Source organism: Salmonella sp. NW1250, from assembly GCF_051812965.1.
In the GTDB taxonomy this organism is placed as follows: Bacteria; Pseudomonadota; Gammaproteobacteria; order Enterobacterales; family Enterobacteriaceae; genus Salmonella; species Salmonella enterica.
The window spans coordinates 213,430-230,485 of record NZ_JAMNDD010000006.1; the positions used below are offsets into that span (position 1 = coordinate 213,430).

Here is a 17,056-nt window from a genome sequence, read left to right on the forward strand (position 1 = left end):
CATGATTAGCCGACACGCGACCGGACGATAGCGAGTAACTGACGCACATCGTCCGCACGGGTGTTGCCGCTCACCTTATCAATAATCGAACTATAAATGTGAGGAATGATTTTGCTTACACCTGCATCAAGGGCGATGTGCAGAATCTCGGCGAAGTTTTCCAGATCGATACCGCCCGTCGGTTCCAGCCAGAAATCATGGCGGGCGCAGGCGTCAGCCACCGCTTTATACTCGTCGCGACAGGTGAGTCCTCCCATCGGAAAGTATTTAACGGAGCTGCCGCCCATGTCTTTGAGTAGCGCAATCGCCGTTTCTATGGGTACGATGCCGTCCGGCGCGCGGCTGCTTAGCGGGCCGGTGGAAATTTTCACCAGTCCCGGCGTGCCGGTCGGCGAGACAAGACCGTTCACCACCGTCTCATTTTGCCCCAGCAGCGCCCGACTGGTCCCTACGCCGGTAAACACCTGGTTGACATGCTGCGGCTGTACCTGACGCGAGATTTCGCTCACCATCGCCGACTGGTTAGGATCGCCCGCCCCCAGCCCCACGGAGAGCGCATTGTCGATAAGCGCCGCATATTCACGCATATCCGCGACTGCGCTTGCCACATCCGGATAGTCTTTGGAGAGCACGCCAACCAGCACATGACCTTCCGCCGCCGCGTAGATTTCCCGGGCGTTATCTTTCGAACCGGCCAGTACGTTCAGGCAAACGCGATCGCGGTAAAAGTTAGGGGTCAGTTTCATGCTTTTTTCTCCTGATTAATCACCTCGCCAATACGACGCGCCACAATCGCTAACTGCGCGCGATCGACGCTGCGGACATCCGCTTCAATAATCCCTTCGTTGGCTTTGTATCCGCGAAAGTAAATCGCGTATTCCCCTTGCTTCAGCGCGTCGACCAGTTCGCCTGTGGCGATGCCAGTAACGGCTTCATCAAACTTAATTTCCGTGCGCGCGATGTCGCGTCCGGCGCTGTCCCACACCACGCGGGCGCTGACGCCGTTAAACGTGTTCAACGTGTCGATAAAGGGCGCCATTTTTTCTACCATCTCCGCGCCGCTCTCTTTTTGCGCCCGCAGGTACAATTCAATGGCACAGGTCAGGCCAACAATTCCCTCTTTGCCGACCTTCATCGCCCGGCCTATGCCCGCTGACTGACGTTTTACCCACTCAACATACTGCGTTTTACCAATCACCAGCCCGCTGGTCGGCCCTTCAATCGCTTTCGCGCCGCTATAGATAACGAGATCTGCGCCCACGCGGTAGTAGCACTGCAAATCTTCTTCCGCCGCCGCGTCCACAATCAGCGGGAGATTATGCGTACGCGCCACCACCGCAGCCTGCTCCACGCTGAGCATACTTTTCTGTACGCAGTGGTGAGATTTGATATAGAGAATAGCCGCCGTGCGCGGCGTAATGGCCGCCGCCAACTGCGCGGCGGAACATTCGTTGGCGTAACCGGCTTCCACCAGTTTGCCGCCGCCCAGCGCCACCATCGTTCCCACCGGCGCGCCAAAGTTGACGTTGTGGCCCTTTGGCAGGACGATTTCGTTATTTTCAATCTGTGTAACGTGCAGGTTTTCCAGCAGCCAGTCACTGTCCTGAACCAGGACCGCGGCAACCGACTGGGCAAGGCCCGCACTGGCGCAGGAGACTACCGTCGCCCCTTCCACCTCCAGCAATTTCGCAATGTACTCGCCGGTTTTATTCACCAGATCTTTCATCTCGAAATACTGATTCATTCCGGCCATCGCCGCGTCTATCACTTCCGGGCGCGGCGTAGAGACGCCGAGCGCCGTCATACGTCCGGAGACGTTAATCACCTGTTTTAATTGATACTTCTCAAAAATCGAAGGCATGTTCCGCGCTCCCTTGTTCGGTCATATAGCCCTTGCCTGCGCGTATCGCGGCAAGCGGCGTCAGCAATTCTTCAGCCTGTAAGCTGTCGTTTTCCGCGTCTACCAACACGGTGGGCTGGCGTTTAAGTGTAAAGAGGGTCAGGTCGGCATCCAGACCTGGCTGAAGACGACCTTTGGTTTTCAGATTCAGGCTATCGGCGGCATTGGCCGTCACGCACGCAATGACCTGCGGCAGCGACATGCCGATGGTGAGGAATTTCGACATCACATTAGCCAGCGAATGCACCGGGCCATTGATGCGGTTACGGCAGTAGATATCGGAACTGATGGTATGCGGTAAAATCCCCAGGCTAATGGCGCGTTTCGCCACCGCAAAGCTCAGGCTGGCGGTACCATGTCCGACGTCCAGACGCACGCCGCGCGCCAGCGCTCGTGTCACCGAGGCGCGCAGCTCGCCGTCAGGCCGAAGAATACGGTTCGGCTTACCGTTGTAACAGTGGGTAATGATATCGCCCGCCGTCAGACGCTCCGCGATTTCGTCCAGATCCGGCGGGTTATTGCCAATATGCACCATCAACGGCAGGTTGCCGTTTTCTTGCTGCATGGCTTTAGCGCGTTCCAGCGGCGTGATGCCGTTAACGCCTACCACGCTGCTGCTCATCCGCGCCTTGAGGCCGACGATAAAATCCGGGTGGCGTTTTACCGCCTGCCGGACCGCATCGGCGTCAATATTGGCCATGTTAGCCAGCTCGTTTTGGGCAATAAGCCCAACGCGTGAAACATTCAGCAGCGCATAAACGTCGGTGGTCGCCTGACGTGTCAGAGCATAGAAATCATCAATGTCGTCTGCGCCAGTGCTGCCTGCATCCACCACTGTGGTAACGCCAGTGGCAATACCCACGCTGTCCGGTTCGTCGTGATAAATCGGTGATGTCGGGTAGCAGTGAACGTGAGAATCAATCCAACCCGCACTAACGTAACACTCGCCGCGCAGGTCAATGGTTTTCACCGCCGGACCATCAACGTCACCCAACGCCGCGATTTTGCCATCTTGCAGGGCAATATTAGTCAGCGTGTCATCGACCAGACGCGCATGGCGCAGGAGTAAATCAAACATCGTTCTCTCCTTTGCCGGATGGCGGCGCAACCGCCTTATCCGGCCTACAAATCAACAGTTAGCTAATCGCAATCGGGAAGATGGAACCGAGGATCATCGCGCCTAAAATCGCGCCGCCGGTAATCGGCTTCTGCCAGATATAAAACAGCAGCGCGCCCACCAGAGAGCCCAGACCAATGGGAATCGATGCCGTCATGGCGCTGAGGATAATCAACGGCCCCAGAAAACGGCCTGAAGTGTTACCGGCCCCCATCATGACGTCCGCCCCGTACGTGGAGTCGCTCTGATTGATGGTGAACTTACGCGCCAGAATAATGATGTAGCCAATCGCCAGGCCAATCACCAGACCGGTTATCAGCGAAGCGATAAAGTTCGCCACCGGGAAGACAAAGCCAGCCCCCAGCAGTAACGCCGGAACCCCTAAGCCCACGCCGGTCTGAATTGCCCCGCCGATATCCAGAATTCCGACCAGCGAACCTTCGATAATGCGGGCAAATAAAAAGCTGGCGCCGAAAGCGGCGACCGCGCCGTAGACGCCGGTATCCATCCCCGCTTTCAACATCGCCACAAAAGCGACTTCGTTAAATGCGCCGATACCGTACAGATAGTACATATGCGTCCCGGCGAAAACGCCGGAGGAGAGCAGGCCAACAAAGATCGGGAACGACCAGTCGGCATACCAAAAACCTTTATTCTCTTCCATTGTGGCCTCCGTTATTTGCCGCTGAGCGAGTTGTGGATCAGTTCAAGCCAGTTCGGTACCGTCATGTTGAAAGACTCGATCATTTTCATGTCGAAGCCGCGGAAGAAGCCGCTCAACACAAACAGCAAAACGATGGCGACCATCATCACTTTGGTGACATGGTTCCAGCCGCTCTCTTCTACGCCTTTACCGATCAAAATACCCAGCACCAGCCCCGGTACGGCGTTCCCCATGATGAGCTGCGCCGCGCCGCCGAAAACGGTGGCCCAGAAGCCCGATTTTTTACCGGCGTCGATCGCCGCTAACCAGAAGATCACAGGCATGACGATGTTGACCAGCAGGTTTGCCGCCGGTACCAGCACCTTAACCGCTGTCACCTGTAGCGCTTCTGGCACGGATGAGGCGGTCAGGTTAAGGAACGTCACGACGATCATGCCGATGACGGCGCAGGCGATCGCCATTTTTTTCGGGTCGTGCAGCGTCTCGCCGACGTTACGGTTTTTGATCATTAGCGCCGCCGCGCCCCAGTTAGGGATGATGCGGTGATCGACATCCTGGGTGAACGATCCGGCCGCCACAGACGACGCCCAGGCGTTAAAGAAGAAACCCAGCCCAAAGGAGAAGTGAGATGCCGGGTCGCCTTCACAAGAGTTGAGTTCGCCCAACGTACGGAACGCGCCCATCCCCTGCGTGGTTGGCGCGTGAAACATGCGTGCAGCCCCAGCGCCCACCCCTACGCCGACCAGCGCGCCGATAATGAGCGATTTAATTAGTATTATCAGGAACATAACTATGCCTTTTTAATAAAAATCAGCGTTTCGCGACGAAATCCACCCTGTCGAGATTGATGGCGGTCACGTTGACGGTCACATCCAGCTCCACGCTGTAAGTGCGTCGTTCCCGGCGCAAAAAGAAAAACAGAAAGGCCTCTTTACGCACCGACTCATGCGCCTGAACAATCCGCACATCCTGTGGCTCAATACGCAGTAAGATATACGGCGACTCTCTCATCACCGCCGACTGAACATGGTTCAGCGCATCGGCAAAGGCGCGTGCTTTGGCGTCGCCCTTGCCTTTTACTCTCACCGTGGTGGTGAATTGCTCTTTCATCATCAGGCGCCGTATTTCTTTTGCCACGCCTGCACCAGGCGCTCGCCGAGCTCTTCTTTATCCATAAAGCCGAAACCCAACACGTTGCAGCCTTCATTGATAGCGGTGACGCCTTCATCCACTGACCGCATGCCATATTTGGCTTTGTAGCCATGCTTGTTTTGCGCGGTGATAGCGCCCGCGCCGCCGCTGCCGCAAAATGAAATGCCGAAGGTGGCGTTTTCCGCTTTCATCACATCGCCCAGCTTCATGTCTGCCGCGACGCCCGGTACGACGACCGCGCGACCGCCCGCTTTTTCCACGCCTGCCGCCACTTTCTGGCCTTTACCCAGGCGATCGCCAATCACGACGGTAATCTGTTCCATTTTTTGCTCCTTAGAGGTTGTCTTTCGCGACTTCAAAATGTACCGATAATAGCCAGGCTTCTTCGTCAGGAAGGTTGCCAAACGCCGCCACGATTTCGCGGGCGAGCGCCATTGATTCGGCTGAGATTTCATCAAACAAGCTGGCATCGACTTCCGGTAAAGGCTCGCCGGTAATTGACCGGTGCGCCATCGCGCGAACGTGCGAGGTCAGCATTTGCGTCTGTACCGCATTGGGGACAATGTGATGTCGCCCCAGCAGGCCATCCACCTGCGTTAACACCTGTTCAGCCAGTTCGTTAATTCGCTCACCGGCATCGTGTTTTACTGCTCCGTTATCCACGCGTCTCACCCCGTTAATGGCAATGAGATAAAACTAGCGGCAAGGGTTAAAAGTTTGTAGCGAGTTATTTTCCACCTCGAAGTGGAAACGCGAGTGGGATAGGTGATCTGCGCCACAGAAAAGGCGGCATTAATGAATTATCGCCGGGAAAGTGTGAGATCTATCGCGGCATAAAGAGGAAATGGCGAAACAATGACGTTGTCGTATAAAGTGAGAAAGTGTGATGGGTATTACATTTTGCCGGATGGCGACCTACGGATAAAGCGAAGCCGCCATCCCACAAAAATTAACGATACTTTTTATGATACGTATTGCGGGTGGTTTTTAGCGCTTCCGCCGCCGCTTTCGCTTCTTTAACGTTACCTTCGTTCGCCAGCTTCAGCGCGCCATCAATTTGGCCGACCAGAATGTCAAAACCGTGACGAAAATCCTTCATTTCCGGGCTATCCGGCGCTTTATCTTCCAGCTTTGGCGGCGTAGCTTTTTGGGCATCCAGCGCGGCCGCGCGCATTTTGGTTAATGCCGCTTTCAGTTCAGGGGCACTATCCGTTTTCTCAACAACTTTCAGGTTATCATTGAGAATATCCATATTATCTTCAAGATCGGCAGCAAAAACAGCCGAACCGAATACCAGCGATGACACAGCAAGAATAGCTAACAGGCTTTTACGCATTGCTCACTTCCTTTTTTATTATTAACGATAAGTGTAATACCCTGAATAATTCGGGTTGCAGGTAGCCAACGCGCCTGCAGCCTGAAGTATGACGGGTATTATTGTCCGGCGATTTTCATCTCCGGTAACAATACCGAACCGCACTGTATATTACTGCGCGTTTCAATATCATCACCTACGGTGACAATATTACGCCACATCTCTTTTAAATTACCGGCAATGGTAATTTCACTTACCGGGTACTGGATTTCACCATTTTCAACCCAGAATCCCGCAGCGCCGCGGGAGTAGTCGCCGGTAATACCGCTGACGCCCTGGCCCATCAGTTCCGTCACCACCAGGCCGGTGCCCATCTCTTTTAGCAACTGCTCAAAGTTCAGCCCCTGCCCGGCGATACGCCAGTTATGAATGCCGCCGGCATGACCGGTACTTTTCAGCCCCAGTTTGCGGGCGGAATAGTTGGTCAGCAACCATTGCGTCAGTACGCCATCCTTCACAATGTCCCGGCGCTCTGTACGCACGCCTTCGCTGTCGAACGGTGAAGACGCCAGCCCTTTTAGCAGATGCGGGTGTTCTTCGATGGTTAACCATTCCGGCAGAATTTGTTTGCCCAGCGAGTCGAGCAGAAAAGTGGATTTACGGTATACCGCGCCGCCGGCAATCGCCCCGACCAGATGACCAAATAGCCCTGTCGCCACTTCATTGGCGAAAATGACCGGCGCTTTCATGGTGGAAAGCTTACGCGGCGACAGGCGGGATAAGGTACGACGCGCGCACTCGGCCCCGACCCATTCCGGCGCTTGCAGATCCGCCATTGCCCGACCGATGGTGTAAGCGTAATCACGCTCCATATCGCCGTTCTCTTCGGCGATGACGCAGCTTGAGAGCGAATGGCGCGTGGAGCAATATCCCTGCAACATGCCGTGGCTGTTGCCGAACACTTTAATGCCGTAATGGCTGTTAAAGCTCCCGCCTTCGGTATTGGTGATGCGTTTATCCGCCTTTAGAGAAGCCTGTTCCGCACGCGCGGCCAGTTCAATGGCTTCGTCTGGCGTAACCTCTGCCGGGTGGAACAAGTCCAGATCCGGCGCGTCAAACGCCAGCAGTTCTTTGTCCGCCACGCCTGCGCACGGGTCAGGCGACGTGTAACGCGCGATATCCAGCGCGGCCTGCACGGTACGGGCAATCGCCTGCGGGCTTAAATCCGTCGAAGAGGCGCTGCCTTTGCGGTTCTGGTGATACACCGTAATGCCCAGCGCGCCATCGCTATTAAATTCGACATTCTCTACTTCACCATAACGGGTGCTGACGCTAATGCCGGTGGTCTTGCTGACGGCGACTTCCGCCCCATCCGATTTGCCTGAGGCTAACTCCAGCGCTGTCGAAACTGCTTCTTCCAGAATCTTACGCTGCGCTTCAACTTGTGAGATTACTTTCATTGCAAATGCCATAATGTAGAGAGAGTTTCTCTGAAGTCTAACAGAGAACCGTTTTTCAGTGCGCATCTTAACTGGTAACATTAGCCTCTTTTTTTAAGGAGCCTGACATGACAAAGCAGCCCGAAGACTGGCTCGACGACGTTCCCGGTGATGACATCGAAGACGAAGACGATGAAATTATCTGGGTCAGTAAAAGTGAAATTAAACGCGATGCCGAGGAATTAAAACGCCTGGGCGCGGAACTGGTGGATCTGGGGAAAAACGCGCTGGATAAGATCCCGCTGGACGCCGATCTGCGCGACGCCATTGAACTGGCCCAGCGTATCAAAATGGAAGGACGCCGCCGCCAGTTGCAGCTTATCGGAAAAATGCTGCGCCAACGCGACGTTGAACCTATTCGCCAGGCGCTGGACAAGCTGAAGAACCGCCATAATCAGCAGGTGGTGCTGTTTCACAAGCTTGAGCATCTGCGCGATCGTCTGATCGTCGAAGGCGATGACGCGGTAGCCGAAGTACTGACCCTGTGGCCGCACGCCGATCGTCAACAGCTTCGTTCATTGATCCGCAATGCGAAGAAAGAGAAAGAAGGCAACAAACCGCCGAAATCAGCGCGTCAGATCTTCCAGTATCTGCGCGAGCTGGCGGAAAACGAAGGGTAATTGCCGCAAATGACCGCGCCAGCCTGTGGCGCGGTACAGGCAAATCCACCCGTTTTTAACGTCCGAGTAGCTCCCGCTCGATCCGCTCGCGCGTTTCCACCGCCTGAACACTCATTTTTTCAGGATAACCAAACAGCGACGTGGTGATAATTGCCTCACCGCCCACCTTAAACGTGCGGTTTGCAAAATCCATTTCACGCAGCGCCTGGAATAGCGCGTCAAAATCGACCTCACCTTCTCCCAGCCCGATGTGCTGATGAATCGTCGCATTCACGCCAGGCGGGTTCATGATGTAGCGGCAGGGGAGCGTGTGGTTGTGCGTATCGGCCAGCAGAACATGCGAAAGATCGGCCCCGGCATAGTTCAGCATCCTTGCGACGTCGCCCTGCCCTTTATCGTAAAAGAAGCCATGCGGTGCGCTGTACAAATAGGTCACGTTATCACTACGCAAAGACTGCACCATGTCGACCGTCTCATCGTTCAGTTCGCAGAAATCCCAGGGGTGAGACTGAATTTCGATTCGAATTCCCTCTCGTTCCACGATCGGCAGCAGTTCCTCCATGGAGCGATACCACATCTCTTCACAAATCTCCGGCTCATCCGGCGTCCCGGAAAGCTCGGTATTAATCACCTGTACGCCCATATCAACGGCAATCTCAATCATCCGCTTCCAGTTGGTTACCGCGGCGCGCCGACGCTCTTCATCGGGGCCGGACCAACGATAAACCACAATAAATGACGAGATTTCCACACCGTAGTTCTGCAAGGCGCGTTTATATTCCTGCATGGTATCGCGACCAGCTTTAGGGTGTTTATAAAACGGATTAATACGCGGGTGCGGCGACTGCTCAATATATTTATACCCCCACTCGGAAACCTGCCGTACCATTTGGGTAATGGGTAAATGTTTAATAACATCGACATCAAAAGCAATTTTCATTGTAAATACCACGCTGCGGAAACTGAAAACGGTCACCTGGAAATTAGCTGTATCATTGCAACAGCAATGACACGCTGCGATTAATTTGTTCCTCTATTTCCGCCTCACTCCAGGAAGCCAACTGGGAAGAAAAAGGTTCAAAAGCGTAAATACCGCGATATCCCATATTTTCCAGACGCTGCACCTGCTGGTAATTCTGCATTACATCCTTTTCACTCAGCATAATACGCTGCTCATCAGCCAATGCTTCCGTTGGTCGGGTGTCTTCCACACCGGACAAATGCACCAACCCGATAACAGAAATATCAATGCGCGACGCAAACTCCTTTTCGGCCTCTTCGTACAGATGATGATGGAAGGTATCCAGCAAAACCTTAAAGGGGGAACCTGCTTCCCGGATCAGTTGCTGAGCCCAGACGGCAGAACGCAGCGAACTTACGCGGAATCCTAAAGGTTCAACCAGCCCCTGAATATCATACCGGGCAAAGAGATCGCTCAGTCGTTTTATTGCCTCAACCGTAACCTCCGGCGGCACAATCGTTCCATCATTCAGCGGACAAAGAACTAATGCCCGCGCGCCGACTCCCTGCGCGTCTCGTAATAATCCTTCCGTTTTTTTTACTACCTCCTCGGTCAGTTGGTTGAAGGGATAGACCGCATTAATTGTGACAATTTCAAGTCCATACTTTTCTGCCAGGTTACGCACCTGATTATAATTCAAGTCATCAGTAACGCTGCCGCTTGGCATATCATTACGCAATTCCACTTTATTAAAATCAAGACGTTTAACCAGTCGAAAGAATGCTTCTATGCTTAGACCCGGTGCAATTTTCCGGTTAATACAAAACCGTGTTTTTTCGATATTCATTATTTTCTCCCTGAACGTATATGGGTGGGTAAATAACCGTAATCCGTTAGTACAATTTAACGTAGGGTGAAAAAACCGGCTTTATCAATCTTGATAAAAACCGGTTTAATTTAGTGATGAACATCACAGGCTATAAGGGATTTTTGAAGAATATTTGAAGCTATTTCTCGCCAGGCACTTTAAGAAACTGCACCAGGATGCCGCTGAATAAATAGAGCCCCGCCATAGTATACATCACCACGCCGGTGCCGAACCCTGCCAGAACAGAGACCAGCGCTGGCCCAACGAAATTCCCCAGGCCGGAGCCAAAGTTCACGGCCGAGTTCGCCGCCCCCTTCTTATCCGGCGCCATCATCGGCACCAGCGGCGTCATTGGCACAAAGCCAGCCAGCCCGGCTCCCCACAAACACATCGCCAGCATAAAGGCGACATAGTTATGCCCCCATATCATCGGCACCCAGTAAACAATCAGCGTAGCGACACCGGTCAGGATGCTGCCAAAAATCTGGATGGTTCGGCGAAAACCAATTTTATCGCCCATCCAGCCAAAGATAATGTTGAAGACCTGGTTAGAGATAAAGGTAATCCCCCAAATACTCGCCCATTCCTCAAGCGTAAAGTGCTTATCCAGCAGAAACAGAGGTAATACGACAACAAAACCATAGGTGCCAAGACCGTTAATAGTTTTGACAATCACCGCCAGACCGATCCGTGGCCGTTCATACATAATGGAGATACCCGCAGATAACTCTTTGAAGACCGGCGTCGTTCGCGGTTTCAGAATGAATTCATTGCGTTCCAGCACCAGCATGAAGAGAACCCCCAGCAGCGCAACGCCCATCCCGGCCCACATCACGTTGATATGCCCCAACGCAGGAATTAACGACGCCGCCACCACCGGCCCAATGATAGTAAAACCAAGGTTATAGACCACCCAAAACAGCGAGGTGCCGATCCCTTGCTGGTGATTATCCAACTGGATGGTCAGGCGTACCAGGAAGGAGTAACAGACCAGCGGATACCCCACGCCACGCAGCATATAGGTCACGAGAATGGCGCCAAAATCATGGCTGGGTAGCGCAAAGTTCAGAAACGCGACGGAAGCCAGAAGATAGACGATAAAACCGGTAACCATCACCTTTTTAGGACCAAAAACGTCCACACAGACGCCGGATAGCCAGGAGGTGATCGCGACCACAATCCCATATCCGGCAAAAATCTGCCCGATATGCGCCTGATCAAATCCCTGCGTATTTAACCAGGCAGATAACCAGCTGTTCTCAATACAGCCGCCCAACATAAATAAAAATGTTCCCAGGTAGCTCCAGATAAACTTACCTGGTTTTATATAAAATGTCTGGGGCAGCGTTGCCTGCATTTCTTTCATTTTATTACCCTCGGTATAGAAAAGCTCTCACACTTTTCAGTGCGAGAGTTTATTCATTATTAACAGATGCAGTTAAAGATAAATATCGCTTGTTATTTTCACCGGCAGCCCGCTTTTTAATGATTGCTGCGCGGCAATAGCGATACGCTGGGCCAATAATGCGTCTTCGCCGGTACAGACAACCGGCGTATGATGCAGGACTGAATCAATAAAGTGTAATATTTCCGTTCGGTAAGCTTCGCGATAACGAACCGTGAAATCAGGAAGGGGATTTTTCATTATGCAGTGCTGGCTGTTGAAAACTTTCACCGTCGATTCACTAACGTTATCCGCATACGCCATCCCTTCTGAGCCAAAAACCTCCACCCGTTGGTCATAGCCATATACCGCCCGACGGCTGTTATCAATGAGCGCGTAGCCGCCGTTTCTGAAAGTCAGCATCACCGCAAGCGTATCAACATCATCAATATTTTTCAGGCTGGGATCAATCAGCGTATTGCCCTTAACATAGACTTCGCTGACTTCATCCTGCATCATAAAACGAGCCATATCAAAGTCATGCATGGTGAAGTCAAAAATCAGACCGCCAATACGTTTGATCAGATCATGGGGTAGCAGGTCCGGATCGCGGGAGGTGATTTTTATCATCTGGGGCCGACCAATCTTGCCGCTGCGCACCAGCTCAAAGACCTCGTGAAACTGAGGATCAAAACGGCGGTTAAAGGCAACCTGCAGCGTCACCCCCTTCTCTTTCACTTTTCTCAGCACCGCCATTGAGGCCTGCTCATCTTCATTCATGCTGAGCGGTTTTTCACAAAAAATGTGCTTCCCCGCCTGCGCTGCCGCCGTGACGATCTCTTCGTGCATATCCGTTGAGGTGAAAATAAAAACTGCCTCTATATCATCACGCTGTAAAAGTTCCTGATAATTTTTATACCCTGAAGTTATATTTACCGAATAAAGCCAATCGCTCATCTCCTCAATAAAATAATCGGCGGCGCAGATAATATCTAATTGAGGCAGTAAATACATATTCTCAACATGCATTTTACCTACCCGACCGAGGCCAATAACACCACATCGAAGCTTTTTCATTCGTACCTCTTAATCTCATGAATAGTAAATTTAAAACCGCAAAAGAAAAGCACCCGTAATTCTGCGAAAAACGGATCGTTTTATTTTGCCGTTCTGAAAAGCAAACAATGCGTTGACGCTGTATCGTTCAGGTTGCAGAACAATAACCACACTTCTGCAACCTGAACGACGGCAAATTAATCAGTACTGCCGGGCCTGTCCGATATGTTCCTCAAGCATACGCGCTACCGCCTGGATACGTTCGCTACGGGATACCTGCGCCCCGCCAACGCGCCACCAGCTCAGGTACTTATGCACCATCGTTTTGGGAAGCACTTTTATGTCTATCAGCGTGCTCACGGTCTGTTTACGAGCATCTTCCAACGCTTCATGCAGTTGTTCAATGGTGGTGACGCGATAGCTTTTACAGCCATATCCTTCAGCGATGCGAGCGAAATCGACCGGGATAAACCCGCCTTCCTGACGACCGCTCTCCTGCTGATGGAAACGAAACTCGGTGAAGTAACTGTCCATACCGTGTTCCATTTGCAGATTATTGATACAGCCGTTGGTCATGTTATCGAGCAAAATGACGGTAATCTTTTTCCCCATCTGGACGGAAGTGACCAACTCAGAGTGCAGCATCATGAACGAACCGTCGCCCACGAAGCTGTACACCTCGCGCTCCGGCTGCGCCAGTTTGGCCCCCAATGCGGCATTGACTTCGTAGCCCATACAGGAGTAGCCGTACTCGACGTGGTAATCATTCTCGCCGCGGCTTTGCCAGACACGCTGGAGGTCGCCCGGCAGGCTGCCCGCCGCCGCCACCACCAGCGCGTTTTCCGGCAACATCCGGTTAAGCACGCCCAACACGCGCGTCTGGGTCAGCCACGACCGCGTAATCTCATTAAACTCTTCAAACACCTTTTGAGTATCCATATGATCCTCAATTTCAGGTTTGAAGCCCTCTCCGCTATATTCCACAGCATAGACGCGCTCAACTTCCGCCATATATTGCGAGCGGACGCGGTGAATAGTCTCACCCCATTGCGAAGCATAATGCTCCTGGGCCAACCGTTCGCTAAGCTGCGTCAGGGCGACGCGAGCGTCACCCTGCATCTGTACGCCATCCAGCTTGAAGACATCAAAGCGGCTAACGTTGATATTTAAGTAGCGCACGTCGGGATTCTGGAAGATCCACTTTGAGGAGGTGGTGAAATCGGTATAGCGCGTCCCCACACCGATAATCAGATCGGCTTCCTGTGCCAGCAGATTCGCCGCCAGTGAACCGGTTTCGCCAATCCCGCCGACGTTCAGCGGATGTGCAGAACTGAGCGCTCCCTTGCCAGCCTGGGTTTCAGCAATCGGCAGATGACAGCGTTCGGCAAATCTCAGCAGCGCCTCTTCAGCCTGCGAGTACTTCACGCCCCCGCCGCAAACGATCAGCGGCCGCTGGTGGCGGCGAATCAGCGCAACCGCCTCGTTCAGCATCGGCTCCGTCGGCGCGTGACGCTCAAGACGATAGACCCGGCGAGCGAAAAAATAATCCGGATAATCCCAGGCTTCACCCTGCACATCCTGTGGCAGGCAAAGCGTCACGGCCCCCGTATCCGCCGGATCGGTTAACACCCGCATCGCGCTGATACAGGCGCTCATTAGCTGTTCCGGACGCGTAATGCGATCCCAGTAGCGGCTAACTGCACGGAAAGCATCATTGGTGCTCAGCGTCAGATCGTGTTCTTGTTCAACCTGTTGCAAAACCGGGTCGGGTTGACGAGATGCGTACACATCGCCCGGCAGCAAAAGCAGTGGAATACGGTTAGCCGTCGCGGTCGCCGCTGCGGTGATCATATTGGCGGCCCCTGGCCCCACTGAGGAGGTGCAGGCATAAATCTGATGGCGACGCATCTGGCGGGCAAATCCCGTCGCGATATGCGCCATTCCCTGTTCGTTACGCCCTTGATGAACGCTAAGTTGGCCACAGTCCTCTTCCAGCGCTTGCCCCAATCCGACGACGTTCCCGTGGCCAAAAATGGCGAAAATCCCTTTTACAAATTTGATTTCGCTGCCGTCTACGTCGATGTACTGATTATCAAGAAAGCGCACCAAAGCCTGCGCCATGGTCAACCTGATTGTTTTCATGTACCCCACCTGCTTTTATCAACCGTTCGGCTGTCGTTGCCTGCTTATGCATCGCTTCAGCCCCAAAAACACAGAGACTTATCATAGGATCAAAATTTCCGTTCTCACAATTATATGGAATTTATATTTCATTTATGGGAAGGAGATCAAAAAACGGTTAAAAAATTTCGCCATTCAGGCGTGTTTTTCATGAAAATGAAATTTATCTTCCATGTGCTTTTAAAAGAAATAACACATTAATAATCAATCAATTAAAACAAAAAAACACAACAAAAAACGATCATACCCGTTGCCCGGAAATGCCATTTCTGTGATCTTGTTCAAACAATAAATGAAAACATTATTTCCATTTTTATTGAAAATGAAATCACCAAACCTTAGTATGAGCAAAAATAACACCGTCTTCTGTTAGGGGATATGTCAATGAATAAAGCAGTCAGTAGTGAGCAAAAGCCGCTGGACGTTATCTGTCTGGGACGAGTCGCCGTTGATTTGTATGGTCAACAAATCGGGTCGCGGCTGGAGGATATGACGACTTTCGCTAAATATTTAGGGGGATCGTCAGGCAATGTTGCCTACGGCACGGCCATTCAGGGATTACGTTCCGCTATGCTGGCCCGCGTCGGCGATGAGCATATGGGACGTTTCGTTCGTGAAGAATTAAACCGCGTTGGTGTGGATACGCAGTGCCTGCTGTCGGATCGCGATCGTCTGACCGCGCTGGTGATCCTCGGCATTAAAGATCAGGACACCTTTCCTCTGATCTTCTACCGCGATAACTGCGCGGACATGGCGCTAACACCCGAGGATATCCGCGAAGATTACATCGCTTCTTCACGCGCATTAGCCGTCACCGGTACCCATCTTTCTCACCCCAATACGCGCGCCGCCGTTCTTAAAGCGCTGGAGTATGCGCAAAAACACGGGCTGCGGCGGGCGCTGGATATCGACTACCGCCCCGTACTGTGGGGTCTGACGTCGCTAGGAGACGGTGAAACACGTTTCATCGCCTCATCACAGGTTACCGAACAGCTCCAGCAGGTATTGCGCCATTTCGATCTGATCGTTGGGACCGAAGAAGAATTCCATATCGCCGGCGGCAGTACCGACACGCTGACCGCCCTGCGGCGCGTCCGTCAGTTGACCCAGGCCGTACTGGTGTGCAAACGCGGCGCGCTGGGCTGCTCAGTCTTTGAAGGCAACATCGCCGATGACTGGTCGCAGGTGAAGATACATAGCGGCGTTCGCGTAGACGTTCTGAACGTGCTGGGCGCGGGCGATGCCTTTATGTCAGGACTGCTGCGGGGATACCTGAACGATGAAAGCTGGGAGCAAGCCTGCCGTTATGCAAACGCCTGCGGCGCGTTAGTGGTATCGCGCCACGGTTGTGCCCCCGCCATGCCAACCAAAAAAGAGCTGGACGACTACCTCGCGCGTGAACAATCCATCACCCGGCCAGACAAAGACCCGCGGCTGAATCACCTTCATCGGGTCACAACCCGTAAACAGCACTGGCCGGAGCTGTGCGTATTCGCCTTCGACCATCGCAAGCAACTGGTGGATATCGCAAATGAAGTCGGCGCGAGTGAATCCGCGATCCCTCCCCTGAAGATGCTACTGCTGGAAGGGGCGCGTCAGGCGGCGCTTGAGGCCGGTTTACAGAATAATAGCGGCATCCTTGCCGATACCACCTTTGGTCAGCAGGCGCTTAACGACGTGACCGGCCAGGGATGGTGGATTGGCCGACCGGTTGAGATGCCCGGTTCGTATCCGCTGAAGCTGGAACATGGCGATATTGGCTCTCAGCTTGTCAGCTGGCCGCAAGAGCACGTCGTGAAATGTCTGGTCTTCTATCATCCACTCGATGCAGAGTCGGTACGTCTTGAACAAGAGGCGCTCATTGACGAAGTTTACCGCGCCTGCTGCCAGTCTGGTCACGATCTGCTGCTGGAAGTCATCTTGCCGCGCGATGCGGCAGACCAAAATGAGCAATACTATCCCCAGATTGTGGAACGTTTTTATCAACTGGGGATCCTGCCGGACTGGTGGAAACTGCCGCCGTTGAGCCCTGATCGTTGGCGAGAAATCAGCCAGCATATTGAGCATTATGACCCTGAATGTCGCGGTATATTGATACTTGGCCTGGACGCACCGGAAAGCGAGTTGAAGTCAGGATTCGCCGCAGCAGCGGATATGCCCTGGGTGAAAGGTTTCGCCGTCGGCCGGACCATCTTTGGCGAACCGTCACGCCAGTGGTTAGGCGGCCAGCTTAACGATGAACAGCTCATCGCAACGGTGAAACAAAAATACCGCATGCTTATCGACTACTGGCGCGAATACCGCCCGGCACGTTAATGCCTGCCTCATCACGCCCCGTG

17 protein-coding genes are annotated in these 17,056 nt (G+C 53.1%); 2 read left to right on the forward strand and 15 right to left on the reverse strand.

Annotated elements, in window-relative coordinates; genetic code table 11:
* Positions 1-5 precede the first annotated feature (5 nt).
* The 10 genes from dagF to pmbA form a co-directional block, all read right to left on the reverse strand.
* A complete protein-coding gene (gene dagF / locus NBA72_RS12905; RefSeq protein WP_000779248.1) occupies positions 6-746 on the reverse strand; it encodes a 2-dehydro-3-deoxy-phosphogluconate aldolase in 741 nt (246 codons plus the stop codon).
* Positions 743-1,861 carry a DgaE family pyridoxal phosphate-dependent ammonia lyase gene (locus NBA72_RS12910; RefSeq protein WP_042947845.1) on the reverse strand — a complete coding sequence of 373 codons (1,119 nt, stop codon included), beginning with the start codon at positions 1,859-1,861 and terminating at the stop codon, positions 743-745. The genes dagF and NBA72_RS12910 overlap by 4 nt, the downstream gene beginning before the upstream one ends.
* Positions 1,845-2,978, reverse strand: coding sequence for an amidohydrolase/deacetylase family metallohydrolase (locus tag NBA72_RS12915; protein ID WP_042947848.1), 1,134 nt, complete (start codon positions 2,976-2,978; stop codon positions 1,845-1,847). Before NBA72_RS12915 ends, NBA72_RS12910 begins: the two co-directional genes overlap by 17 nt.
* A gap of 58 nt (positions 2,979-3,036) precedes the next feature.
* The gene (locus NBA72_RS12920) at positions 3,037-3,681 is read right to left on the reverse strand and encodes a DUF4310 family protein (protein WP_000392127.1); all 645 of its coding nucleotides are present in this window, start codon (positions 3,679-3,681) and stop codon (positions 3,037-3,039) included.
* Between the two features lie 11 nt (positions 3,682-3,692).
* The gene (locus tag NBA72_RS12925) at positions 3,693-4,469 is read right to left on the reverse strand and encodes a DUF4311 domain-containing protein (RefSeq protein WP_000478578.1); all 777 of its coding nucleotides are present in this window, start codon (positions 4,467-4,469) and stop codon (positions 3,693-3,695) included.
* A gap of 22 nt (positions 4,470-4,491) precedes the next feature.
* On the reverse strand, positions 4,492-4,794 hold the full coding sequence (locus NBA72_RS12930) for a DUF4312 family protein (RefSeq protein ID WP_000975187.1): 303 nt from the start codon (positions 4,792-4,794) through the stop codon (positions 4,492-4,494).
* Positions 4,794-5,156: an SFCGS family glycine-rich protein gene (locus tag NBA72_RS12935; protein WP_000435389.1), complete on the reverse strand. Its 363-nt coding sequence runs from the start codon at positions 5,154-5,156 to the stop codon at positions 4,794-4,796. The genes NBA72_RS12930 and NBA72_RS12935 overlap by 1 nt, the downstream gene beginning before the upstream one ends.
* 10 nt (positions 5,157-5,166) lie before the next feature.
* The gene (locus NBA72_RS12940) at positions 5,167-5,505 is read right to left on the reverse strand and encodes a glycine dehydrogenase (protein WP_001255103.1); all 339 of its coding nucleotides are present in this window, start codon (positions 5,503-5,505) and stop codon (positions 5,167-5,169) included.
* A gap of 277 nt (positions 5,506-5,782) precedes the next feature.
* Positions 5,783-6,169, reverse strand: coding sequence for a cytochrome b562 (cybC, locus tag NBA72_RS12945; RefSeq protein WP_001232231.1), 387 nt, complete (start codon positions 6,167-6,169; stop codon positions 5,783-5,785).
* A 98-nt stretch (positions 6,170-6,267) separates the two neighbouring features.
* The gene (pmbA, locus tag NBA72_RS12950) at positions 6,268-7,620 is read right to left on the reverse strand and encodes a metalloprotease PmbA (protein WP_000852994.1); all 1,353 of its coding nucleotides are present in this window, start codon (positions 7,618-7,620) and stop codon (positions 6,268-6,270) included.
* 95 nt (positions 7,621-7,715) lie between these two features.
* Here pmbA and yjgA point away from each other — a divergent pair, with 95 nt between their 5' ends.
* The gene (yjgA, locus tag NBA72_RS12955) at positions 7,716-8,267 is read left to right on the forward strand and encodes a ribosome biogenesis factor YjgA (RefSeq protein WP_000166287.1); all 552 of its coding nucleotides are present in this window, start codon (positions 7,716-7,718) and stop codon (positions 8,265-8,267) included.
* A 55-nt stretch (positions 8,268-8,322) separates the two neighbouring features.
* On the opposite strand, the gene iolH is transcribed toward yjgA, so the two are convergent.
* From iolH to iolD, 5 genes are all read right to left on the reverse strand, one after another.
* Entirely contained in the window at positions 8,323-9,207 is an 885-nt protein-coding gene (gene iolH / locus NBA72_RS12960; RefSeq protein WP_000683955.1) for a sugar phosphate isomerase/epimerase IolH, read from the reverse strand.
* Between the two features lie 52 nt (positions 9,208-9,259).
* Entirely contained in the window at positions 9,260-10,075 is an 816-nt protein-coding gene (gene iolI2 / locus NBA72_RS12965; protein ID WP_042947853.1) for a 2-keto-myo-inositol isomerase IolI2, read from the reverse strand.
* A 160-nt stretch (positions 10,076-10,235) separates the two neighbouring features.
* Positions 10,236-11,462: an MFS transporter gene (locus NBA72_RS12970; protein WP_000661780.1), complete on the reverse strand. Its 1,227-nt coding sequence runs from the start codon at positions 11,460-11,462 to the stop codon at positions 10,236-10,238.
* Positions 11,463-11,534: 72 nt separating this feature from the next.
* Positions 11,535-12,557 carry a D-chiro-inositol-2-dehydrogenase IolG2 gene (gene iolG2 / locus NBA72_RS12975; protein ID WP_000736098.1) on the reverse strand — a complete coding sequence of 341 codons (1,023 nt, stop codon included), beginning with the start codon at positions 12,555-12,557 and terminating at the stop codon, positions 11,535-11,537.
* 180 nt (positions 12,558-12,737) lie between these two features.
* Complete coding sequence (gene iolD / locus NBA72_RS12980) at positions 12,738-14,678, reverse strand: 3D-(3,5/4)-trihydroxycyclohexane-1,2-dione acylhydrolase (decyclizing) (protein ID WP_000849477.1); 1,941 nt, start codon at positions 14,676-14,678, stop codon at positions 12,738-12,740.
* Between the two features lie 417 nt (positions 14,679-15,095).
* Here iolD and NBA72_RS12985 point away from each other — a divergent pair, with 417 nt between their 5' ends.
* Positions 15,096-17,033, forward strand: coding sequence for a bifunctional 5-dehydro-2-deoxygluconokinase/5-dehydro-2-deoxyphosphogluconate aldolase (locus tag NBA72_RS12985; protein WP_014343940.1), 1,938 nt, complete (start codon positions 15,096-15,098; stop codon positions 17,031-17,033).
* The last annotated feature ends 23 nt before the right edge of the window (positions 17,034-17,056 follow it).